Here is a 22,778-nt window from a genome sequence, read left to right on the forward strand (position 1 = left end):
GCCCACCGCCCATATCCGGGATGCCGGGGAGGAGGACCGCTCTCTCCCCTGGTCACGGGCCTGTTCGGCATCACGGCGGGTGATGTTCTACCTGCTTCCTGCCCCCGCCGGGGTGAGATGGTTCATGACGGAACCGAAAAGCTGCCACCCCTCGGGGGCCGTGCCCTCGCCGAGGGGAAACCACACAGCGGGCCTGGCGCGCGGGCCGACCAGGTAGCCCCGGGCCGGTGACTCCAGAACGTGGTCCAGGCCCGTTTCGGCGACGGGCTCGGGGCCGAGAGCCAGGCCGACCGGCGTGGGGACGGACGGCGTGCGCGGTTCGTAGGTCAGATCGGGGCGGCCCGGGAGGCGGTGCACGGTCAGGTTCCGCAGGCCGCCCTGGGAGACGAGGTCCTCGACGATGTCCTCCAGCCGGTGCAGGGCGGGTTCCTCGTCCTCGGCGTAGGCGACCGCGAACGTGATCTTCTCCTTGACTCCCGACACCACCCGGGAGACGCGCTGCGTGCCGACGCTGGGGCGGGCGTCTCCGCCGGGGCCGACGAAGGTGAACCAGGTCGGCTGGGGTGCTCTACGGCGGCACATCGCGGTGAGAGCCGTGCGGTCCCACGCGCTGAGGGCGGGTTCGCTGGTGCCCCAGCCAGCCGGCGTGGTCGTCGTCAAGGTCCGCGACAGTGTCTCGGCCGCCGCTCCCAGGACGAGCGCGTCCGCGGCGGGGCGCACCACGGTGACGTCGATGATCAGGTGGGAGCCGAGGACGGCCGACTGGTGGAGGAAGGTCGGTGAGGAGGCGCTGGCAGTGGCGCTGTCAGCGGCGCCAGCGTCCGGTCGCGGAACGTGCGGGGCGCCTGTCGGGACGTACCCCGACGTCGCATCCCAGACCAGGGGGACCCCGGAAAGGCCGTCGTAGTGGCCCCCGGAGCCATCGGGCTCCTCGACGACCCAGCGGGCCCGCGGTCGGCTCAGCAGGGTCCGCAGCGGGAACGTGAGTCGCGCCCCCACCGGGGTCACCACCTGCAGTCCCCTCCCCTCTCCAGCGAACGTCGCCACGGCGTCCGACAGCCACGAGGAGAAGGGAACGAGGGGACGGTCCTGGGACACCAGGATCGTCGTGTCAGTAGCGAGGTCGACCGCGGGATGGTCTGCTGGGTGGAGCGTCACTGCGTGTTCTTCCCGTTGGTGTCGATGCGAGGGATGGCGTGATCCGCGGCCGGGCCTCCTCCGGCCGGACGCGGAAGGGACGACCAGACCGTCCCGCCGAGCCGGTCCACCAGGGAGTCGGCGAAGCGGTGGGCGAGTGCCGCGGTGTCCGTCGCGCCGCGGGCCGCGCTCGACGCCCGGACCTCGACCCACCAGCACGGCTCAGGCATACGCGCGGCCGTCTCGGCCCCGAGCAACCGCTCCACCTCGCCGGGCACGTCCACACGCTGTGCCGCCTCGATGCTGACCAGCGGGGCGCCGTCGTCATCCCGAAGCTGGACGACCGCGCCGCCTCCCGCACCCCGCACCCGCAGGTCGGGTCCGGCGTTCACCATCGCGTCGACCAGGGCCCGCATGTCCGGGTCTCGTCCTACCAGAGCGATCACGTCGTAGGTCAATGGTGTTCCTCTTCCAGAACGGCCGTTTGCATGAGCCGCGGGGACGACTCCCCGCGCCGGATCCAGCGGCCCCGGCCCGGAGGCTGCCGGTTGGCGTAGATGCGCGGGAAGAGCTGCCCCTCGCCGCGGTCGCCCGACATGAGCAGCGCACTGGTGCCGATCTCCCGCATCGATTGGACGAGAGGGTCGTACAGGCCGCGTCCGGCCCCTGCCACACGGCGGGACACGACAAAGTGCAGCCCGATGTCGCGCCCGCTCGGCACGAACGGGACGAACGCGGCCAGAGGCTTCTGCCCGGCCGTCGTCAGCACGTCATAGTCGTCGACCAGGACGACGATCCGGGGGCCAGCGATCTCCCCGTCTCCCGCGTCCGCCTGCTGCGCCGCGGTCTCGTCGGGCAGTCGCCCCTCCAGCTCCTTGGCCACGCCGCCGGCCAGCCCCGCACACACCCGCGCGCTGCTCGCGTACCCGCCCAGGTAGGAGTCGGGGACCACGTCGCGCAGCGTCCGCCGCGGGTCCATCACCGCGAACACCAGTTCCGAAGAGCTGTAGCGGGCCATCAGCCCCCCGGCGACCAGGCGCAGCAGGTTGGTCTTCCCGCACTCCCCGTCCCCCAGAACCAGGAGGTTCTGATCGTGGTCGAACAGGTCGAGAAGAACCGGTTCGTGCGCGCGCTCGTCGACGCCGATCGGGACCAGACGGGGTTGTGTGTCCGGCCGCGGCAGGGTGTGCGCCGGTAGGCGGCGGGGCAGCACCCGGACCGGCGGGGCGACCGGCCCGCGCCACGCTCCGCTGATCTCCCGCGCCGCCTTCTCCACGACCTCGCCCAGGTTCCGGTCGTCCGGCTCGCCGTCGATGCGGGGGAGCGCGACCTGGCCGAAGAGCTTGCCGTCGGTGAGGGCCCGCCCCGGAGCCTTCGCGCTGATCGTCTCCGCCAGCTTGCGGTCCACGGAGGAGTCCGACGGGTCGTTCAGCCGCAGCTCCACCTTCTGCCCGAAGTTCGACTGCATGGCGATGCGCACGTCGTTCCAGCGCAGCATCGCCGCCACCACGTGGATGCCGTACCCGCCGCCACGCTGCAGCAGGTCGGAGACCATGTCGTTGATCTCGTCGAAATCGCTGCGGATCGCACCGAACCCGTCGACGCACAGCACGACGTCGGCGCACGGCAGCTCGGGCACCTCGCCGCGGGCGTGCATCCGCCGCAGTTGCTCGATGGAGTCGATGCCGCGCTCCCGGAAGACCTCCTCGCGCCGCTCCAGCATGCCGTGGATCTCCTCGACAGTGCGGCGCACGCGCTCAGCGTCGGTCCGTCCGGCGACGCCGCCGACGTTCGGCAGCCCGGACAGCGCCTGCAGGCCGCCGCCGACCAGGTCGAGGGCGTAGAGGGCGATCTGGCTCGGTGTGTGGGTCAGCGCGATGGACAGCGCCATGGTGCGCAGCAGCGTGGTCTTGCCCGTCTGCGGCCCGCCGATGATGGCCAGGTGGCCGCCCGACTCCGTGAGGTCGAGTGCCCACAGCCCCTGCCACTGCTTGGCGGCGTCGTCCAGCAGCCCGACGGGCACCTGCAACGGGCGCAGGTCGTCGGGGACCGGCAAGCGCATCCCGGCGCCGTCGTCCCGCGCCGGCCCCGTGGCGGAGTCGAGCGTGGTGGCCGTGGGCAGCGGCGGCAGCCAGACGTCCCGGGTCGGCGCGCCGTGCCGGGCCAGCTGCCCGACCATCACGTCCAGCAGCGTCGGCCCCACGGTGCGCTGGGGCAGGACCGTGTCCTCGGCGGCGGCCGACGAGGTGGGTTCCGCCGCCTCCGCTCCCGTGGCGTTGTAGGCGGTGTAGGCGCGCACCGGGGGGGTCTGCTTGCGTTCGGCCTCCTCCTCGGCGGCGACCGGGCCCCGGTAGGGGCCGGAGACATATCCGGCCTTGAAGCGCTGGTAGACGGTGGTGTCGACCTTGAGGTACCCGAATCCGGGCAGCGACGGCAGGTGGAAGGCGTCGGGGCTGTCCAGGACGGTCCGGCTTTCCTCCTCGGAGAAGGTGCGCAGCCCCAGCCGGTAGGAGAGGTAGGTGTCCAGCCCGCGCAGCTTGCCGCCCTCGATCCGCTGGCTGGACAGCAGCAGGTGCACGCCGATGCTCCGGCCGATCCGCCCGATGGACAGGAACAGCTCGATGAAGTCGGGCCGGGCGGTCAGCAGCTCACCGAACTCGTCGATGATCACCAGCAGGTGCGGCAGCGGCGGCAGGCCCGGGTCGTGCTTGCGCTTGTGGGCGTAGTCACCGATCCCGGCCACGTTGCCGGCGTCGCGCAGCACCTCCTGTCGGCGCTGCACCTCGCCCGACAGGCTCGTGTAAGCGCGCTCGATCAGCGCGGCGTCGTCCTCCAGGTTGGTGATGACCCCGGCGACGTGCGGCAGCTCCGCGAAGGGCGCGAACGTGGCACCGCCCTTGTAGTCCATCAGCACCATGCTGACGTCCTCGGGGGGATGCGCCGCGGCCAGCGCCGCGACCAGCGTCCGCAGCATCTCGCTCTTGCCGGAACCGGTGGCGCCCACGCACAGCCCGTGCGGCCCCATGCCGAGCTGGGCCGCCTCCTTGAGGTCGAGGATGACCGGCTGCCCCAGGTCGTCGACGCCGATGGGGACGCGGAGGAAGGCGCGTTCGCTGCGCGGCGCCCACAGCCGCTCGACGTCCATGTCGCCCGGGTCGCCCACGCCCATCATGGTCGGGAAGTCGACGCTTCCGCCTTCGGAAGCGGTCTCCTCGATCGACTCCCGGGAGAGGCGGAGCGGGGCGAGCATCCGGGCGACGCCAAAGAGAGACGCGGCGGTCACGTCGTCGACGGTGCCGGCGAGCACGGGCGGGTCGGCGACACGGAGGTCTTCCATCCGCACCTGGTCGCCGGAGACCGTCAGCCGGATACTCACATCGCCGGGCTCGTGCACCTGCTCGGACGCGAGGTGGATGACGGTCGCGCCGAGGGCGGAGGGCGGCACCGCGTCGTCTGGCCGGGCCAGCTCGCTGGCGACCTGGCCGTGCGTGTCGTGGACGACCACCAGGCGCCGCATCATCGCATACGCCTCGCGCTTGCCCATGCCGCGGCGCACCTCGGCCGCGAAGTCGTTGCGTGCGCGCAGATCGTCGGCGAGCAGCGCACCGAGCTTGGCCGGCGTGGCGGCGATGAGCCGCGCGTTGACGCCGCTGTCGCGCCGCTGCTGGTCGAGGGCGTGGGGCAGCCACTTGACCCAGTCCCAGTCCTCGGCTCGCGATGTCGGGTGCATCACTGCCAGCGCGGCGTCCTCCGGGGCGTGGAACACGCTGAACTGGGCGAGCAGGGCCCGCATCAGGCGCATGGCGTCCGCACGCTCGCCGATCACGCTGACGTTGCCCACCATGTCGAGCGGCACGGTGAACGGCATCTCCGGGATCCGCTCGAAACGGCGGATCGCGCCGCGGGCCTCGGAGAGCATGAAGGGGTCGGTGGGGGCGAGCGCCGTGCCCTTCTCCGCCAGCCGGAGCAGGCGTCCGGGCATGGTGCCGGTGCCGACACGCACCCGGAGGAAGTCGCGGTCCCTGCGGCGGCGCTCCCACAGGCGGGTCGGGTCGTGGACGGCGTCGTAGAGCGCCTCGGGCGGCGGGTCCAGTTGGCGGGCGTGGGCCCGGGTCTCCTGTTCCCACCGGCTCAGGTCCTCGCGGAGCTCCTCCAAGTATTCGAGGTAGAGCTCCCGCTGGTTGCGGCGCTGCCGGGCGGCCTGGCCGCGACGGGAGAAGAGCATGCCGACGGCCGCGAGCGCGGCGACGACGAGGACGATCGCGCCGAGCGCCATAAAGGCGGGGTTGCGCAGCACCATCATGATGGTGAGCGAGCCCATCATGCCGACCATCGGCAGGATGCTCATGAGCGGGTTGGTCTGCGCGTTGCCGTCGGGGAGGGTGGGCGGCGCCTCGACCTCGTGGGGTTCCTGCTGAGGAGGCGGATGCACGGTGCGGGCCGGGCGATGCACGATGCGGATCGACACCTACACTCCTCCTCATTACGGACCGTCCAGATCCTAATGCCCACGAGTGGCGGCCAGCAGCGATGCGCTGGCCGGGTGCGGACCGTCGCGGAAGCGGCCCCCGCGGCCGCGTGGCTGAATACGGCGGCGCCGAAGAGCCAGAGGCGCCGTCCGCCCTGACGCGCCGTGCGGTGCTGCGGTGCTCAGTCCCGCGGGGCGGCGGATTCCAGGGCGGTGCGTAGGGAACCGAGGAGGTCGGCGATGCCCGGTGGGCCGTCGACGATCAGGTCGGCGCGGTCCGCCAGGGCGGTGACCTCGTCGGAGCCGCTGCAGACGGTGAGACCGGGCACGCCTTTCTCGCGCAGCTGCTCGACGGCGTCGAAGGCGGCGAGGTCGCCGAGGTCGTCGCCCGCGTACAGGAGGGATGTGGCGCCGCGTTCGGTGGCGAAGCGGGTGAGGGCCGTGCCCTTGTCCATGCCGGGCGGGCGCAGTTCGATGACCATCCGGCCCGGTTCGACGGTCAGGTCGGCGCGTTCGGCCAGGGCGGTGAGGGGAGCGCGCAGCAGGGACAGGGCTGCGTCGGGGTCGGGTGTGCGGCGCGTGTGGACCGCCAGGGCGTGGCCCTTGTCCTCGATCCAAGTGCCCTCGGGTGCGTCGTACCTCCGCAGTAGGTCCGGGAGCTCCTCCCGGACGAGCTGGACGCCCGCGGGCGGCTCGGGCGCGTCGAGGTGTCCGGCCTCCCAGCGTTCGCGGCCGTACTGGCCGAGGACGACGACCCCCTCGATGTTGTCGAGACCCCCGTACTCCACCGCCAGCCCGGCCGGGCGGCCGGTGATGATGACCACCGACGCGACCAGGGAGGACAGCCGGGCCAGTTCGGCGGTGGCGCCGGGGTACGCGCGGGCGTCGCGCGGGTCGGGGACGATGGGGGCGAGCGTGCCATCGAAGTCGAAGGCGAGAACCGCGCGCGACGGTTCGGCGAGCAGCCGGTCCAGCGCGGCGGAGCCCTCGGTGGTGCGGGGGCGTGGCACGGTCGTCATAGCGGCCTTGGCCTTTCGCGACAGGGTGTCGGTGGTGAGGTGTTTTGACGTCCGCGGGGAAGAGGCGGGGACCGGGCCGGGCCCGTGGCGGCGCGTCGACTAGAGCTGGATTCCCAGCATGCGGGCGGTCCGCTGGCGGCGCCGATGGGCGCGGAGGCGGCGGAGCCGCTTCACGGTCATGGGGTCGAAGGCGAGCGCCTCGGGACGATCCACGAGACCGTTGAGGAGTTGGTAGTAGCGGGTCGGGGAAAACCCGAACTCATCGCGGATGGCCTGTTCCTTGGAGCCTTCGAGCTTCCACCACTGGCGTTCGAAGGCGAGAATACGCTGTTCGCGGTCGGCGAGTTCGGGTCCACCGGTGGATGCCGCCGTCTCCGTCGGGATAACGGACGGTACTTCATCGAATGGACCGGGATTAGACATTGGGCGCCTCCTCGTCCGGATAGGCGCGACTCATGGTAGCGAGTCCGCGGTGGAACGGAAGAGGGGATCCGGGAGGACTCACTCCCGGGGGTCACACTTCTCTGACCTTTGGAAGCGGCACCTGGATCACGACTCGCGTGCCCCCGGGCGATCCTGGTTCCCATCGGCTCCCAGCGGTGTGCAGGAGGCGTCACGCGCAGACCTCCGTCCCATAACCGGTACATGGCAGAATTACCACCGCTCGTCCGCACAGCGGAGGCCGCGCGCGCGATCCACGACTGTCACAGGGGGACATTCTCATGCGCCCGATGCGCCCGAACACCATCGGCACACCCGCTGCGCTGGGAGTGTGCGGGGCGATCCTCACCGCTCAGCTGGCCGCTGCGGCTCCGGTCGCCGCTGACACGGTGGCCGACCTCCGTCCCGAGCAGTGGGGCCTGGAGGCCATCGGCGCGTCGAAGGCCTGGGATGTGAACCGGGGCAGCGGTGTCCTCGTGGGCGTGCTGGGAACCGGCGCGGACAGCGGGCACCCGGACTTCCGCGACAGCGTCACCGTCGGCACCGACTTCACGGTGGAACAGGGCGGCGCGGACGAAGACGCGGACGAGGACGCAGCGGCTGACGCTGCCTTTGGCGCGTCGGGCACCGCGCTGGCCGGGATCATCGGCGCGCGCGGGCACGGCCGGGAGCACAAGGGCGGGATGCTGGGCGTCGCGCCGGAGTCGCAGCTGCTGTCGGTGCGCGTGCGGCAGGAGAGCACGGATGGCGCCGAGGGGGCTGATGGCGCCGCCTCCGCACGGGCGGACGGCGACGTCGATCCGGCCACGGCCCTGGAGAAGGGCATCCGCTACGCCGTCGGCGAGGGCGCGCAGGTTATCACCCTCCCTGAGGGTATGGGCGACGCCGCGGGCGACGCGGACGTGCGGGAGGCCATCGACCACGCGGTCCGCGTCGGCTCGCTGGTGGTTGTGCCTGCCGACGCGGGCTACCCCGCGGACTCCGAGGGCGTGCTCGCGGTCGGGGCCGCCGACCGCCAGCTGCGGCCGATGAGCGGGGCGGACGCCGCGGCAGGTGCGCCGGCCGCCGCTCCCACCAAGAGTCCGGCGGCCGGTCTGATCGCTCCGGGCGACCAGGTGGAGACCATCACCTCCGGCACCGGATACACGAAGGTCAGCGGCGACGACGCGGCCGCCGCGTTCGCCGCGGGGACGGCCGCGCTGGTCCGCGCCGAGCACCCGCAGCTGCTCCCGGACCAGGTCGCCGAGGCACTCGTCGAGGGCGCCGAGTCCGGTGGCGTGCTGAACGCGCCGGGCGCCCTGTCCGCGTCGGACGGAGCGGCCAAGGACATCCCGCTCTACGACGAGGATCTCGCCGACGACGGCGGGGACGGGCTCCCGGTGCCGGGGTGGACGCTGTGGGCCGGGACCGCGGTGCTGCTGCTGAGCCTGGTGGTCGCCGGGGTGGTGCTGCTGCGCCGCTCCATGGTCAACCCCTACGGTCTGCGGCCGGACCCGGACTCCCGGGCGGCGGCGGAGCAGTGGTCGCGGCAGCAGGCGCTGGAGGCCGAGGTCGAAGCGGCGTCGGCCCCTGGTCGCCGCCGCCGCAGGGGTCGACGCAAGCGCTGAGCTGGGCACGGGGTCCGATCGGTGGGGCAAAAGCCTTGACGGAGCAGGGCACGGCACTGAAGGCTTCCGTCCATGTCCCCCCAAGAATCACCCCGTACCTTCGACTCGCCTCCGCTGCCCGCGCGCGGTGAACCGAGCGTCGAGACCGCCCCTGCCTCCCGCAACCTCCTCGTCGACGGGCAGGTCCGGATCGACGACTACGACCCCAAGTGGCCCTACCTGTTCGAACGCGAGGCCGAGCGGATCCGCGAGGCCTTGGGCGAGCGGGTGCTGCGCCTGGAGCACACCGGCTCCACGTCGGTGCCGGGACTGGCCGCCAAACCGTGCGTCGACATGCTGCTCCTCGTCGCCGACTCCGCGGACGAGGACGCCTACGTGCCGGATCTGGAAGCGGCCGGATACGTGCTGGTCGTCCGGGAGCCGGACTGGCACGAGCACCGCTGCTTCAAGGGCCCGGACGTCAACGTCAACCTGCACGTCCACACCGTCGGCGACCCCGAGGCCGACCGCATCCTGGCGTTCCGCGACCGGCTGCGCGCCGACCCCGCCGACCGTGCCGAGTACCAGCGGGTCAAGCGGAGCCTCAGCGAGCGGAAATGGGAGCGGATCCAGGACTACGCCGATGCCAAGTCCGAGGTCGTGGAGGCGATCATCGGCCGCGCCATGGCCGAGCGCGGCGCCTGAGCCCGGCCTGAGCGTGTTATGTCGCGCCCCTCCGTTGATATCGCCGAGATCAACGGAGGGGATGGCGCGACGGTTGGTGGGCAGGTCAGTGGTCGAGGGCTTTGAGCTGCTCGGCGAACCACCGCTGCGGCGACATGGCGGTCGCGCGCTCCACCAGGCGCTCGCAGCGCGACCGGCGCTCCTCCTCGGGCATGGTGAGCGCGGTGTGCAGGGCCTCGGCGGTCTCGGACACGTCGAAGGGGTTCACCAGGACCGCGTCGCCCCCCAGCTCGTCGGCGGCGCCGGCCTCGGTCGACAGCACGAGGGCGCACCCGTCGTGGGACAGCACCGGCCCCTCCTTGGCGACGAGGTTCATGCCGTCGCGGATGGGGTTCACCAGCAGCACGTCGGCGAGCTGGTAGGAGGCCAGTGAACGCGGGTAATCGTCGTTGACCTCCAGGATCAGCGGAGTCCACTCGGCGGTGCCGAACTCGGCGTTGATCTCCTTGGCGACGCGCTTCACCGATTCGGTGTACTCCCGGTACTCGGCGACGTCGCCGCGGCTCGGGTAGGCGAAGGCGAGGTGGGTGACCCGCCCGCGCCAGTCCGGGCGGGTGGTCAGCAGCTCGCGGTAGGCCTCCAAGCCGCGGACGATGTTCTTGGACAGCTCGGTGCGGTCCACGCGCACGATGAGCTTGGTGTCGCCGACGCGTTCGCGCAGCGCCGCGCGGCGCTCGGCCACGTCTTCGGCCGCGGCGCGCTCGCGCAATCCCTCGGCGTCCGCCCCGAGCGGGTGTACGGCGACCTCGATCACCCGGCCGCCGTACTCGACGGTGCGCTTGGCCCAGTCGACGTCGGCGCGCAGGAACGCCTCGCAGCAGCGCAGGAAGGCGTCGGCCCAGCGTTGGCTGAGGAAGCCGAGGTGGTCGGCGCCGAGCATGCCTTCCAGCAGCTCGCGGCCGATCTCGGTGGGCAGCATCCGGAAGTACTCGGGCGGCGCCCACGGGGTGTGTGAGAAGTGCGCGATCCGCAGGTCGGGGCGGCGTCCGCGGAGGAGTCGCGGAACCAGCGCGAGGTGATAGTCCTGCACGGCCACGCGCGCGTTGTCGGCGGCGCCGGTGAGCAGGGCCTCGGCAAAGGCGGAGTTGTAGGCGCGGTAGTCGTCCCACTGGGAGCGGAACCCGGTGGCGTAGGCGGGCTTGTTGGGGGTGTCGTAGAGGAGGTGCTGGACGAACCAGAGGGTGGAGTTGGCCACCGCGGTGTAGGCGTTGGCGAAGACGTCGGGCGGGATGTCGAGCATGCGCACGCGCATTCCGCCGAGGTCGAAGCCGGCCCGGTCCAGCCGCCCGTCGGGGGCGCCGCCCGCGGCCTTGCGGTCGGCGTCGGAGAGGGCCGCGCACACCCACAGGGTGTCGGTGTCGGCTGCGACGGAGCTCAGTCCGGAGACCAGGCCGCCGCCTCCGCGTCGGTAGTCGAGGGACCCGTCGGCATTGACCGAGAAGGACACCGGCCCCCTGTTGGAAGCGACGAGGATCTGCGCCTTGTCCACCTGATCAACCACCTCTCGCGCGAACGGCGTAAACGGAATGAGTCCATCGAATCGTACGAAACGGGATGAAGCTCAGTGAAACGGGTGGATGTACATATATAGGAAAGCTTTTGTCGGTGCACGACCATCTTGCAACGGACGGCCGTACGCGAGGACGACCGCCCGTGGGTGTCCCTAGGTCTCGCCGGTCGCGACGGCGCGCAAACCCGCGTTTGCTCTTGCCCGAATTCGGCGAAAGGGCGAACGGCGTCGGTCGTCGGCACATACTCCCACGGGGCATCCGACCGGCGTCGGGCGGGTGCGGGGGCGCGACACCTTGGGTGGCGCGGGGAGTCGAGGTGGAGGGGGAAGGAACAAGGGCTGCGGATGGCGCGGGCGCGGAGCCGTGGCAGGTCCGGGACGCCAGCCTCGGTGGCGGTGGACAGGTCGTCTCACCATGTGAGCTGATTGATGTTATCCAGGTCACCCTCCATGGAAAGGCGGTGCGCCCGTCCGTTACAGTTGCCAGCGGATCCCCACCGGGTCCACCGACAACGTCGTGACAACTTCATATTGCTCATCCAGAGGGGTGGAGGGACCGGCCCTGCGAAGCCCCGGCAACCATCTCGGTGTGCGTTTCTCGCTGTAATCCGCGAGGCGGCCGAGGCAGGTGCCAACTCCGGCCCGTGGCCAGATCGGTCACTGGGGAAGATGAGGGGAGACGCCTCGCAATGGCGATTGCCGCCACTGAACACGAAGCCGCCGCCACCGCTCGCTCCTTCGGCCCCGCCGCCGCACTGTCCTGCCGGGAGTGTGGAGAGCGCTACGGCCTCGGCCCGCGCTTCGCCTGTGAATTCTGTTTCGGCCCGCTGGAGATCGCCTACGACTTCGGCGCCGTCACCCGCGAGTCCATCGAGCGCGGGCCCAAGAACATCTGGCGCTACGCCGGCCTGCTCCCCGTCCCGGCCGACGTCGCCTCGCTGCCCAACATGAACCCCGGCCTGACGCCGCTCGTCCGCGCCGACCGCCTAGCCGCCGAACTGGGACTAGAGTCGCTGCACGTCAAGGACGACTCCGCGAACCCCACGCACTCCTTCAAGGACCGCGTGGTGGCCATGGCCGTCGAGGCGGCGCGCACCTTCGGCTTCCACACCCTGTCCTGCTCCTCTACCGGCAACCTCGCCGGAGCCGTGGGCGCCGCCGCGGCCCGCGCGGGGTTCTCATCCTGCGTGTTCATCCCCGCGGGCCTGGAGGAGGGCAAGGTGGTCATGGCCGCGGTCTACGGCGGCAAGGTCGTGGCCATCGACGGCAACTACGACGACGTCAACCGCTTCTGCTCGGAGCTCATCGGCGACACCGCGGGCGAGGACTGGGGATTCGTCAACGTCAACCTGCGGCCTTACTACGCCGAGGGCTCCAAGACGCTGGCCTACGAGATCGCCGAGCAGCTCGGCTGGCGGCTGCCGGAGCAGATCGTCATCCCGATCGCCTCGGGATCCCAGCTCACCAAGATCGACAAGGGGTTCCGCGAGCTCATCGCGCTCGGCCTGGTCGAGGACCGGCCCTACAAGGTCTTCGGCGCGCAGGCCACCGGCTGCTCCCCGGTGGCCCAAGCCTGGGAGCGGGGGCACGACGTCATCCAGCCGGTCAAGCCCGACACCATCGCCAAGTCGCTGGCGATCGGCAACCCGGCCGACGGGCCCTACGTGCTCGACATCTGCAAGCGCACCGGCGGGGCCGTGGTGCACGTGAGCGACGCCGAGGTCGTCGACTCCATCAAGCTGCTGGCCCGCACCGAGGGCATCTTCGCCGAGACCGCCGGGGGCGTGACCACCGGTGTGCTGCGCAAGCTGGTGGCCGAGGGGGCGCTTGACCCGCGGGCCGAGACCGTCGTGCTGAACACCGGTGACGGCCTCAAGACACTGAACGCCGTGGACTCCGGCGTCACCGCGACCATCAAGCCGTCCCTGGACGCGTTCAAGGACGCCGGGCTGCTCTGACCCCGCCGTCCCGTTCCCGTGTCCGAACCGCGCGCGGCCGTCCGGGCGGCCCCGCCCACGTCCCCCGCCGTCTCACGCTGATCCCGTCGGCGAATCACACCTGATCAGGAGTTTCCACAACCATGAGCGTCAGTGTTCGCGTCCCGACCATTCTCCGCACCTACACCAAGGACGCCGCCGAAGTGACGGCGGAGGGCGCCACCCTCTCCGAGGTCCTGGCCGACCTGGAGGCCAACTACCCGGGGATCCAGGCGCGCATTCTCGACGACTCCGGCAAGATCCGCCGGTTCGTCAACGTGTACGTGGGCGACGAGGACGTCCGCTTCGCCGACGGGCTGGCGACCGCCACCGCCAATGGGGTGCAGATCTCGATCATCCCGGCGGTCGCCGGGGGCTGCTGAGCCCCTTTCGCGTCGTCCCAGGAAACCGCGCCCTCCTCCCCCTTCGGCGGGCGCGGTTTTCGCGTTTTTCAGGGGCCTTCCCAGGGGTGCGACATGCCGGTTGACCTGCGGGAAACCCGGTTTCCGCGGTCTCGCCGAGTCGTTTGCACTCGACCATGGAGAGTGCTAAAAAAGGTGTCGTTAGCACTCTGGCATGATGAGTGCTAACCCCGGATCGAGACGATGAGGCCGCGGTCTCCGGCAGTCGGGTTGTCGGGCGAAGCCGTGGTCGTCCGTCGCGGGCGTCGCTCTCGTTCCCTCGCGTATCAGCCCGGTCACGGGAGGACAAGAACTCTATGGCAGCCAAACTGATCGCGTTCGAAGAGGAAGCCCGGCGCGGCCTCGAGCGCGGCATGAACACGCTCGCGGACGCCGTCAAGGTCACGCTCGGCCCCAAGGGCCGCAACGTCGTCCTTGAGAAGAAGTGGGGCGCCCCGACCATCACCAACGACGGTGTCTCCATCGCCAAGGAGATCGAGCTGGAGGACCCCTGGGAGAAGATCGGCGCCGAGCTCGTCAAGGAGGTCGCCAAGAAGACCGACGACGTCGCCGGTGACGGCACCACCACCGCCACCGTGCTGGCCCAGGCGCTCGTACGCGAGGGCCTGCGCAACGTCGCGGCCGGTGCCAACCCGGTCGGCCTGAAGCGCGGCATCGAGACCGCCGTCTCCCGCATCAGCGAGGAGCTGGCCAACCTGTCCAAGGACGTGGAGACCAAGGAGCAGATCGCCTCCACCGCCTCCATCTCCGCCAGCGACGCGCAGATCGGCGAGGTCATCGCCGAGGCGATGGACAAGGTCGGCAAGGAAGGCGTCATCACGGTCGAGGAGGGGCAGACCTTCGGTCTGGAGCTCGAACTCGCCGAGGGCATGCGCTTCGACAAGGGCTACCTCTCCCCCTACTTCGCCACCGACCTTGAGCGCATGGAGACGGTCCTTGAGGACCCCTACATCCTCATCGTCAACTCCAAGATCTCCAACAACAACGAGTTCCTCCCGGTCGTGGAGAAGGTCCTGCAGGCCGGCCGTCCGCTGATGGTCATCGCCGAGGACATCGAGGGCGGCGCGCTGCAGACCCTCGTCGTCAACAAGATCAAGGGCGTGTTCAAGTCCGTGGCCGTGAAGGCCCCGGGCTTCGGCGACCGCCGCAAGGCCCAGCTCGGCGACATCGCCGTGCTGACCGGCGGCCAGGTCATCACCGAGGAGGTCGGCCTCAAGCTCGAGAACACCGAGCTCGACATGCTGGGCCGCGCCCGCAAGGTCGTCGTCACCAAGGACGAGACCACCATCGTCGACGGTGCCGGTGACGCCACCGCCATCTCCGGCCGCGTCAACGAGATCCGTGCCGAGATCGAGCGCACCGACTCCGACTACGACCGCGAGAAGCTCCAGGAGCGCCTGGCCCGCCTGGCCGGCGGTGTCGCCGTCATCAAGGCCGGTGCCGCCACCGAGGTGGAGCTCAAGGAGCGCAAGCACCGCATCGAGGACGCGGTCCGCAACGCCAAGGCCGCCGTCGAGGAGGGCATCCTGCCCGGTGGTGGCGTCGCGCTGCTGCAGGCGGGCGTCCCGGTCTTCGAGAAGCTGGACCTGTCGGGCGACGAGGCCATCGGTGCCGACATCGTCCGCCGCGCCATCGAGGAGCCGCTGAAGCAGATCGCGATCAACGCCGGCCTTGAGGGCGGCGTCGTCGCGGAGAAGGTCCGGGGCCTTGAGGCCGGTGTCGGCCTCAACGCCGCCACGGGCGACTACACCGACCTGTTCAAGGACGGCGTCATCGACCCGACCAAGGTCACCCGCTCCGCGCTGCAGAACGCGGCCTCCATCGCCGGTCTGTTCCTGACCACCGAGGCCGTCATCGCCGAGAAGCCGGAGAAGGCCGCTCCGGCGGCTCCGGACGCCGGCATGGGCGGCATGGACTTCTAAGACCCACGGCGACCCATGGGTCCGAACATGTCCAGGTACGCGTAACAACGCCTGCGACGATCGGGCGGCTCCCCTTGCGGGGGCCGCCCTTTCGCGTTTTCAGATGCGTGTGACGTGGACAACCTCAGAAAAATGATGAAATCAGACTTATCTCCTACTAACATCGGGCGAGCAGCGGCACCCGAAAAGGTGTTTTTCTGGATATCGCTGTCCGAAGGTGCCTCCAATGATGTGGGTCTTATTCGATCCCGATGAATGAGCGACCGTCTTGTTAACGACATATTGCGCGGGCGTGAATTCCATTGGCTCGGATGTCTCACAAGCCCCCTGACCTCGGGCGATGTCCTGTGTGTGTAGGTATGTCAGGCGATGCTGATCCATGCCTGCACGCGGCGCTGGACTGCGACGCGTTCCTTCGGTGGATGCCATTCCATTGGTTTTTCTTTTGCGTTTCTTTGCTATCGTTCCAGCAAGGCAATCGGGGGCCAAATGAAGTTCACCGAGATTTCTGATATCGACGTCGAACCGGGTGCGCTCACTGAGTGGCGGCCCTGGTGCGGTCCCGATGGGAGCCGGTGGAGAACCGACGAACGGCCGCCCTCCTACATCCAGGAGGAGCACGTGCGGAACAGGTTGGCGGGGCAGCGCAAGGGCCGGGCCTCGCCCTCGTGGCTGGCGACCGTGTTCGACCTGCCCGGCCGACTCGACGCGGCGGCGTTCCGCACCGCCCTCCTCACCTGGATCGACCAGCACGAGACCCTGCGCAGCGGCCTGCGCGTCGAAGGAGACCACATCAGCCGCGTCACGCTCGACAAGGGAGCGGTCGACCTGCGGGGGACACCGGTCGGCGAGTACTCCAGCGGCGCTGAGCTGGCCGAGCGGATCGAATCCTTCTTCGACCGGGAGACCGACCCGCTGGCCTGGCCGTCCTACGGGTGCGCCACGATCTCCCGCGCGGGCTCCACGACGGTGTGCCTCGGCTTCGACCACTCCAACGTCGACGGCTACTCCATCCTCCTCATCGCCCAGGAGATCCGCTGGCTGTACGCGGCGGCGGTGGTGGGATCCCAGCCCGACCCCACCGACGTCGGCAGCTACATCGACTTCTCCCACATCGAGCGGGCGGGCGCCGCCGAGGTCGACGCCGACCACGCGGCCGTCGTCCGCTGGCGCGACTTCCTCATCGAGAACGGGTGGAAGCTCCCCGAGTTCCCGGTCCCCTCCTACCTGGGCGGCGACGCGCACACCGACTCCCCGGGGTGCGTCGTCCACGGCACCAACGGCAGCAACGGCGGCAACGGCAGCAACGCCGACAGCGTCGGCGGCCCGTGCGACGGCCTCTGCGACGACATGTCGGTTCCCCAGTTCAGCGGCGATGACCTCATCCTCGACGCGGACCAGGCGTCCGCCTTCGACGCCGCTTGCCGCGAGCACGGCGGATCTCCCCTCGCGGGAATCCTGACCTGCCTGGGGATGGCGGGGCGGGAGAGCCTGGACCAGGACGAGTTCCGGGCGCTGACCATCTTCCACACCCGCAACCACCCCAAGTGGGCGCGGTCGCTCGGGTGGTACGTGGGGCTGGCGCCCGTCCACTTCCCCGTCGCCGGTCCCGACACCTTCCCCAAAGTCATGGCGGGCGCCAAGGACGCGGTGAAGGCGGCGAAGCCGTTGTCGGAGGTGCCGTTCGCGCGGGTCGTCGAGCTGCTCGGTGCCCGGTTGGAACCCCGCTTCGTCGTGTCCTACGTGGACATGCGACTGACGCCGGGGGCGCGCTACTGGAAGGAATGGCGGATGCACACGGTGCGCAGCCGCAGCCACCATCCCCATGAGGTCTACCTGTGGATCAACCGCGGGTTCGACGGCACCCGGCTGAGCTACCGCTACCCGGCCATCGGCCCCCGCGCGTCGGCGACGCGGCTCTACATCGACCGCGCGGCGGCGGAGATGCGACGCGTCGCCGCAGGCGGAGACCTCACCGAATCCCCCCGTCCCGCTGCCGGAGTCCCGCCGGTGGCCGTCGATATGGAGGCCGCATCATGCTGATGACACGGATGGTCGAGTACAGCCCCGAGCCCGGTGAGCTCGTGGAGTTCGAGGTGCAGGACACCGCTGGGAGTGAGTGGACCGAACATCCGGAGCCACCGTCGTGGGTCCAGCAGCACCACACCGGGCTGTGGCTGGCGAACCAGGCCGCCGGACGGACCACCTCGCCGTGGGTGTGCATCGCCTTCGACCTGCCCGGCCGACTGGACACCGACGCCATGGCGGCCGCGTTGGAGACGTGGGCGCGGCGCCACTCCACGCTGCTCACCTGGTTCGCCGCGGACGACAGCGGGCTAAAGCGGTACGCGATGCCGCCGGAGTCCCTGGCGATCCGCCCGGTGTCGCAGGGCGAGGTCGAGTCGTCCACCGAGATCCGCACGCACCTGCGGGAACGGCTCGACACCTCGGTCAACCCGATGCAGTGGCCGCCGTTCGCCGTGACGGCGGTGCTCCGGGACACCACGTCGACCCTCGTCTACGCGGTCGACCACTCGCACTGCGACGGGCTGTCCCTGATGCTCGTGTTCGCCGAGCTCCGCGCGCTCTACCAGGCGGAACTCGACGGGACCGACCCCGGACTGCCCGAAGTCGGCAGTTATGTCGACTTCTGTGCGGTCGAACGGGAGCGCCTCGCCCAGATCGGCCCGGACACGCCGGGCGTCGACCGCTGGCTGGAGTTCTGGCAGGAGGGCGGCGACCAGGCGGTCCCGCTGGACCTCGGCACCGAACCGGGCAAGACCTACCCGTCGCTCATCATCGAGGAGGACGTGCTCACCGCGGTCGAGTCGGACGTGTTCTCCCAGGTCTGCAAGGCGAGCGGCGGCGGGAGCACCGCCGGGCTGCTCGCGGCGCTGGCCATCTGCGGCTACGAGCTGAACGGGAGTTCGAGCTACCGCGGCCTGACCGTGGTGAACACCCGGGACGAGACGCGCTGGTTCGGGGCCCAGGGGTGGTTCATCAACGTGGTGCCGATCACCTTCCCGGTCGCCGGACGGAAGGCATTCAGCGAGGTCATCGGTGAGGCACAGCGGGCGTTCAGGGAGGCGCGGGCCATGGCCGGTGTGCCGCTGCCGCGCGTCGCAGAGCTGTACCCCGACCTCGCCGCCCAGTTCGTTCCCGGCGCCGCCCCGCCAATGGTGTCCTACCTCGACCTCCGGCACGCTCCGGCGTCGGCGGACTGGCCGGCCGCGAATCTGCGCATCATGGCCCCGCCGGGGGAGACGCGGGAGGTGTCGATGTGGCTCAACCGCGCGTGGGACCGGACGTTCCTCAACACCAAGTACCCGGACACCGAAGTGGCCCGGACCAACGTGCCGATCTTCCTGGAGCGTCTCCACCACGTGCTGCAGGAGGTCGCCCGGAACGGCGACTACTCGATCAGCGACCGGGACGCGGCAGCGGCACCGGCCGACCGGGTGGTGTAGGCGTGCGGGTCACCACACTGGACCGGTACGACCCGGCTCCCGGCCGCGTCGTGGAGTTCGTGCCGTCGGCGGCGACCCTGGCCGCCGCCGACGGCACGCCCGCCGCACCGGTGCCGCCCTCGCTCAACCAGCGCTTCCACCTGGAAACGGAACGGCGCCAGGAGGACGGTCCGCGGCACTGGCTGGCCTGCGCGTTCGACCTCGAAGCCGGCGCGGCCGTCGACCCGGAGGCACTGCGGAAGGCCTTCGTCTTCTGGGTTCGGCGCCACGAGACGCTTCGCAGTGGCTTCCGTCCCTCTCCGGACGGGACGGCCATCGAACGCTTCATCCTGCCCGCCGAGGACTTCGACCTGGAAGCACGCGACGGAGGGGCGTACGCCACCACGGACGCCCTCCGGAACCGGCTGTCCCACCGGCTCGACGAGGCCTGCCGCGCTCTCTCCTGGCCGTCCTACCTGTTCGCGACCGTCCTTCGGCCGAGCGGCGCCACCGTGTTCTGCGGTTTCGACCACTGCAACGCGGACGCCTACTCTCTGGCGATCGCCGTGCGCGAGCTGGGCGAGTCCTACCGGGCGTTCGCCTCCGGAACCATGCCCGACCTTCCCGCGGTGGGCAGCTACGTGGACTACTGCGCCCACGAGCAGGAGGCGGTGGGCTCCCCACCGGACCGTGACGATCCGATCGTGCGGCGGTGGGCCGAGTTCTTCGCCGCCTGCGGCGGCACGACCCCGACCTTCCCCCTTGACCTCGGTCTCGCCCCGGGGGAGCGGCGCCCCCAGGGGACCGACACGCGCCACCTCCTGGACGGACCCAGCGCCGACGAGTTCGAACGCGTGTGCGAGGAGACCGGCGGCAGCCTCTTCTCCGGTGTCCTCGCCGCCGCCGGGCTGGCGGCCCACCGCCTCGGAGCCGGTGACGAGCTCCGATTGTGCGTCCCGATGCACACCCGCCACGACGAGCGGTGGACCAACGCCGTCGGCTGGTTCACCACGGTCGCCCCGGTGACGCTCGACATCAGCGGGGCGATCCCCGCCAAGGAAGCGGGCGGGATCCCGTGTTCGGACGCGTTCGCCACCCGCGTCCACGCCGCCCGGGCGGGTTTCCGCGCCGCGCGCGACCTCGCCCAGCGGCCGGTCGCCCACGTCCTCGCCGCCCTCGGGGAGGAGTTCACCCGCACCAGGGACGACGTGTTCATGCTCTCCTTTGTCGACTACCGCCCCGTCCCCGGCTCCGAACACCACGCGGCCGCCAACGCCCACCACCTCAGCGCCGTCACCATGGCCGACGACGCCCAGTTCTGGGTCACGCGGACGCACGAGGGCCTGTTCCTCCGTTCGCGCTACCCCGACGACCCCGTGGCGGAGAACGCCGTTCTGTCCTTTGCCGACGCCTTGGCCGCGGCGATGGCCATCCGCGTTCCGGAGCCGTCCGGCGTCCGGTGAGAACGCCGCCCGAGAGGAGGGGCGTCCTCACCGAAGTCCACCCCCGCGGTCAGGTACCGGCGTAGGCCGCGAGGTGTTCACCGGTGAGGGTGGAGCGCGCGGCGACGAGGTCGGCGGGTGTGCCCTCGAAGACGATGCGGCCGCCGTCGTGGCCGGCGCCGGGTCCGAGGTCGATGATCCAGTCGGCGTGCGCCATGACCGCCTGGTGGTGTTCGACGACGATCACCGAGATGCCGGAGTCGACGAGCCGGTCGAGCAGGCCGAGAAGCTGCTCGACGTCGGCGAGGTGCAGGCCGGTGGTCGGCTCGTCGAGGACGTAGACGCCGCCCTTCTCGGCCATGCGGGTGGCCAGCTTGAGCCGCTGCCGCTCGCCCCCGGACAGCGTCGTGAGCGGCTGGCCGAGGGTGAGGTAGCCGAGCCCCACGTCGGCGAGCCGGTCGAGGATCTTGTGCGCGGCCGGTGTCCGCGCCTCCCCGGCACCGAAGAACTCCTCGGCCTCGGCCACCGACATCGCGAGCACGTCGCTGATGTCGCGGCCGCCGAGGCGGTATTCCAGCACCGATGCCTCGAACCGCTTGCCCTCGCACTCCTCGCAGGTGGTGGTGACACCGGCCATCATCGCCAGGTCGGTGAAGATGACACCGGCACCGTTGCAGTTGGGGCAGGCGCCCGCGGAATTGGCGCTGAACAGCCCCGGCTTCACGCCGTTGGCCTTCGCGAACGCCTTGCGTATCGGGTCGAGCAGTCCGGTGTAGGTCGCCGGGTTGCTCCGTCGCGAGCCGCGGATCGCGCCCTGGTCGATCGATACCACACCCGCGTCGGCGGGGATCGACCCGTGCACGAGTGAGCTCTTGCCGGAGCCCGCGACCCCGGTGACGACAGCGAGCACCCCGAGCGGGACGTCGACGTCGACGTCGCGCAGGTTGTGCGTCGTCGCGCCGCGGATTTCCAGCGTGCCGGTGGGCGTGCGCACCGTCTCCTTGAGGGCGGTCCGGTCGCCGAAGTGGCGGCCGGTGAGGGTGCCGCTGGCCCGCAGCTCCTCGACGGTGCCCTCGAAGCAGACGGTGCCGCCCGCCGTACCGGCGCCGGGGCCGAGGTCGACGACGTGGTCGGCGATCGCGATCGTCTCCGGTTCGTGCTCCACCACCAGCACCGTGTTGCCCTTGTCGCGCAGCCGCAGCAGCAGGTCGTTCATCCGCTGGACGTCGTGCGGGTGCATCCCGATCGTCGGTTCGTCGAAGACGTAGGTGACGTCGGTCAGCGACGAGCCGAGGTGGCGGATCATCTTGGTGCGCTGCGCCTCGCCGCCCGAGAGCGTGCCCGACGGCCGGTCGAGCGAGAGATAGCCCAGCCCGATCTCCACGAACGAGTCGAGGGTCGCGCCCAGCGCCACCAGCAGCGGCGCCACCGTCCCCCGCGCGTGGCTGACCCCACCGTACGCGCGGGCGGTACCCCCCGGCTCGTCCAGACCGCGCACCCACCCGGCCAGATCGCTGATCTGCATCGCGCAGGCGTCGGCGATGCTGATCCCGCCGATCTTCGACGACCGGGCCGCCTCGTTGAGCCGCGTGCCCTCGCAGTCGGGACAGGTGGTGAAGGTGACCGCCCGATCCACGAACTCCCGGATGTGCGGCTGCATCGCCTCCCGGTCCTTGGAGAGGAAGGACTTGTGGATCTTGGGGATCAGCCCCTCGTAGGTGAGGTTCACGCCCTGGACCTTCACCTTGGTCGGCTCCCGGTAGAGGAAGTCCCGCATCTCCTTCTCGGTGTACTCGCGGATCGGCTTGTTCGGGTCGATAAAGCCCGACTCGGCGTAGACCCCCACGGTCCACCAGCTGTCGGACTTCCAGCCGGGGATGGTGAACGCGCCCTCGGCGATCGACTTGGAGTCGTCGTAGAGCTGGGTCAGGTCGATGTCGGAGACCGTGCCGCGGCCTTCGCACTTCGGACACATGCCGCCGGTGCGGCTGTAGGTCTGTTTCACGGTCTTCTTGGCACCGCGCTCCACGGTGACAGCACCGCTCGCCCGGACCGAGGGGACGTTGAAGGCGAACGCGCCGGGCGGGCCGATGTGCGGCTCACCGCGTCGGCTGAAGAGGATGCGCAGCATCGCGTTGGCGTCGGTGGCGGTGCCGACCGTGGAGCGGGGGTCGGCCCCCATCGGCTGCTGGTCGACGGTGATCGCGGTCGTCAGCCCGTCGAGGACGTCGACCTCGGGTCGCGCCAGCGTCGGCATGAAGCCCTGCACGAAGGCGCTGTAGGTCTCGTTGATCAACCGCTGCGACTCCGCGGCGATCGTGTCGAACACCAGCGAGCTCTTGCCCGATCCGGAGACGCCGGTGAACACGGTCAGACGGCGCTTGGGGATCTCGATGCTGACGTCGTGGAGGTTATTCACGCGCGCGCCGTGGACGCGGATCAGATCGTGGGTGTCGGCGACGTGCGGCGCGGGCGAGTGCGTGTCCGTCCTTGCGGCGGGGCTCATCGTGTCTCCCATCTGCTACGTGGGGCCGTCCGTCGTGGTCGCGGCACTTGCGACCTGTTGGACGGCCCAGCGCTTCTCCTGGATACGGAGCAGGTCCCCCGCGGGATCACGGAGGGCGCAGTCGCGAACGCCGACCTGTCCCTCGCCGACGCCGTGGCC

General features: G+C 70.6%; 15 protein-coding genes and 1 riboswitch. Of the genes, 8 read left to right on the plus strand and 7 right to left on the minus strand.

Annotated elements, in window-relative coordinates; translation table 11 throughout:
- Positions 1–87 precede the first annotated feature (87 nt).
- From ABD259_RS02455 to ABD259_RS02475, 5 genes are all read right to left on the minus strand, one after another.
- Entirely contained in the window at positions 88–1,158 is a 1,071-nt protein-coding gene (locus ABD259_RS02455) for a DUF6177 family protein (protein ID WP_344099448.1), read from the minus strand.
- Complete coding sequence (locus ABD259_RS02460) at positions 1,155–1,595, minus strand: hypothetical protein (RefSeq protein ID WP_344099446.1); 441 nt, start codon at positions 1,593–1,595, stop codon at positions 1,155–1,157. The genes ABD259_RS02455 and ABD259_RS02460 overlap by 4 nt, the downstream gene beginning before the upstream one ends.
- Positions 1,592–5,605, minus strand: coding sequence for a type VII secretion protein EccCa (gene eccCa / locus ABD259_RS02465; protein ID WP_344159893.1), 4,014 nt, complete (start codon positions 5,603–5,605; stop codon positions 1,592–1,594). Before eccCa ends, ABD259_RS02460 begins: the two co-directional genes overlap by 4 nt.
- Positions 5,606–5,787: 182 nt before the next feature.
- Complete coding sequence (gene otsB, locus ABD259_RS02470) at positions 5,788–6,624, minus strand: trehalose-phosphatase (RefSeq protein ID WP_344159895.1); 837 nt, start codon at positions 6,622–6,624, stop codon at positions 5,788–5,790.
- 99 nt (positions 6,625–6,723) lie between these two features.
- Entirely contained in the window at positions 6,724–7,047 is a 324-nt protein-coding gene (locus ABD259_RS02475; protein WP_344099440.1) for a DUF3263 domain-containing protein, read from the minus strand.
- 308 nt (positions 7,048–7,355) lie between these two features.
- Between ABD259_RS02475 and ABD259_RS02480 the strand changes: the two genes are divergently transcribed.
- Together ABD259_RS02480 and ABD259_RS02485 are read left to right on the plus strand one after the other, a co-directional pair.
- Complete coding sequence (locus tag ABD259_RS02480; RefSeq protein ID WP_344159898.1) at positions 7,356–8,672, plus strand: S8 family serine peptidase; 1,317 nt, start codon at positions 7,356–7,358, stop codon at positions 8,670–8,672.
- A 72-nt stretch (positions 8,673–8,744) separates the two neighbouring features.
- Positions 8,745–9,356, plus strand: coding sequence for a GrpB family protein (locus tag ABD259_RS02485; RefSeq protein ID WP_344159901.1), 612 nt, complete (start codon positions 8,745–8,747; stop codon positions 9,354–9,356).
- Between the two features lie 85 nt (positions 9,357–9,441).
- On the opposite strand, the gene ABD259_RS02490 is transcribed toward ABD259_RS02485, so the two are convergent.
- The gene (locus ABD259_RS02490; RefSeq protein WP_344099434.1) at positions 9,442–10,884 is read right to left on the minus strand and encodes an alpha,alpha-trehalose-phosphate synthase (UDP-forming); all 1,443 of its coding nucleotides are present in this window, start codon (positions 10,882–10,884) and stop codon (positions 9,442–9,444) included.
- 553 nt (positions 10,885–11,437) lie between these two features.
- A riboswitch (SAM riboswitch) is annotated at positions 11,438–11,581 on the plus strand.
- A 13-nt stretch (positions 11,582–11,594) separates the two neighbouring features.
- On the opposite strand from ABD259_RS02490, the gene thrC reads away from it, so the two are divergent.
- The 6 genes from thrC (at position 11,595) to ABD259_RS02520 (ending at position 20,134) form a co-directional block, all read left to right on the plus strand.
- Entirely contained in the window at positions 11,595–12,863 is a 1,269-nt protein-coding gene (gene thrC, locus ABD259_RS02495) for a threonine synthase (RefSeq protein WP_344159904.1), read from the plus strand.
- Positions 12,864–12,985: 122 nt separating this feature from the next.
- Positions 12,986–13,264: a MoaD/ThiS family protein gene (locus ABD259_RS02500; protein WP_344099430.1), complete on the plus strand. Its 279-nt coding sequence runs from the start codon at positions 12,986–12,988 to the stop codon at positions 13,262–13,264.
- A 335-nt stretch (positions 13,265–13,599) separates the two neighbouring features.
- Complete coding sequence (groL, locus tag ABD259_RS02505) at positions 13,600–15,225, plus strand: chaperonin GroEL (protein ID WP_344099428.1); 1,626 nt, start codon at positions 13,600–13,602, stop codon at positions 15,223–15,225.
- Positions 15,226–15,714: 489 nt separating this feature from the next.
- Positions 15,715–17,268, plus strand: coding sequence for a condensation domain-containing protein (locus ABD259_RS02510; protein ID WP_344159907.1), 1,554 nt, complete (start codon positions 15,715–15,717; stop codon positions 17,266–17,268).
- Positions 17,262–18,692, plus strand: a complete 1,431-nt coding sequence (locus ABD259_RS02515) for a condensation domain-containing protein (RefSeq protein ID WP_344099424.1) — start codon at positions 17,262–17,264, stop codon at positions 18,690–18,692. The genes ABD259_RS02510 and ABD259_RS02515 overlap by 7 nt, the downstream gene beginning before the upstream one ends.
- 2 nt (positions 18,693–18,694) lie before the next feature.
- Positions 18,695–20,134 carry a condensation domain-containing protein gene (locus tag ABD259_RS02520; RefSeq protein WP_344159910.1) on the plus strand — a complete coding sequence of 480 codons (1,440 nt, stop codon included), beginning with the start codon at positions 18,695–18,697 and terminating at the stop codon, positions 20,132–20,134.
- Between the two features lie 49 nt (positions 20,135–20,183).
- On the opposite strand, the gene ABD259_RS02525 is transcribed toward ABD259_RS02520, so the two are convergent.
- Entirely contained in the window at positions 20,184–22,619 is a 2,436-nt protein-coding gene (locus ABD259_RS02525; RefSeq protein WP_344099420.1) for an ATP-binding cassette domain-containing protein, read from the minus strand.
- Positions 22,620–22,778 lie beyond the last annotated feature (159 nt).

It is taken from the genome of Nocardiopsis rhodophaea (assembly GCF_039530945.1).
GTDB lineage: Bacteria > Actinomycetota > Actinomycetes > Streptosporangiales > Streptosporangiaceae > Nocardiopsis_C > Nocardiopsis_C rhodophaea.

What these genes read in the sequence shown, in the direction of transcription:
- otsB (WP_344159895.1), bottom strand. Translation starts at nt 6,624, where the DNA reads ATGACGACCGTGCCACGCCCCCGCACCACCGAGGGCTCCGCCGCGCTG.
- ABD259_RS02475 (WP_344099440.1), bottom strand. Translation starts at nt 7,047, where the DNA reads ATGTCTAATCCCGGTCCATTCGATGAAGTACCGTCCGTTATCCCGACG.
- ABD259_RS02480 (WP_344159898.1), top strand. Translation starts at nt 7,356, where the DNA reads ATGCGCCCGAACACCATCGGCACACCCGCTGCGCTGGGAGTGTGCGGG.
- ABD259_RS02485 (WP_344159901.1), top strand. Translation starts at nt 8,745, where the DNA reads ATGTCCCCCCAAGAATCACCCCGTACCTTCGACTCGCCTCCGCTGCCC.
- thrC (WP_344159904.1), top strand. Translation starts at nt 11,595, where the DNA reads ATGGCGATTGCCGCCACTGAACACGAAGCCGCCGCCACCGCTCGCTCC.
- ABD259_RS02500 (WP_344099430.1), top strand. Translation starts at nt 12,986, where the DNA reads ATGAGCGTCAGTGTTCGCGTCCCGACCATTCTCCGCACCTACACCAAG.
- groL (WP_344099428.1), top strand. Translation starts at nt 13,600, where the DNA reads ATGGCAGCCAAACTGATCGCGTTCGAAGAGGAAGCCCGGCGCGGCCTC.
- ABD259_RS02510 (WP_344159907.1), top strand. Translation starts at nt 15,715, where the DNA reads ATGAAGTTCACCGAGATTTCTGATATCGACGTCGAACCGGGTGCGCTC.
- ABD259_RS02515 (WP_344099424.1), top strand. Translation starts at nt 17,262, where the DNA reads ATGCTGATGACACGGATGGTCGAGTACAGCCCCGAGCCCGGTGAGCTC.
- ABD259_RS02525 (WP_344099420.1), bottom strand. Translation starts at nt 22,619, where the DNA reads ATGAGCCCCGCCGCAAGGACGGACACGCACTCGCCCGCGCCGCACGTC.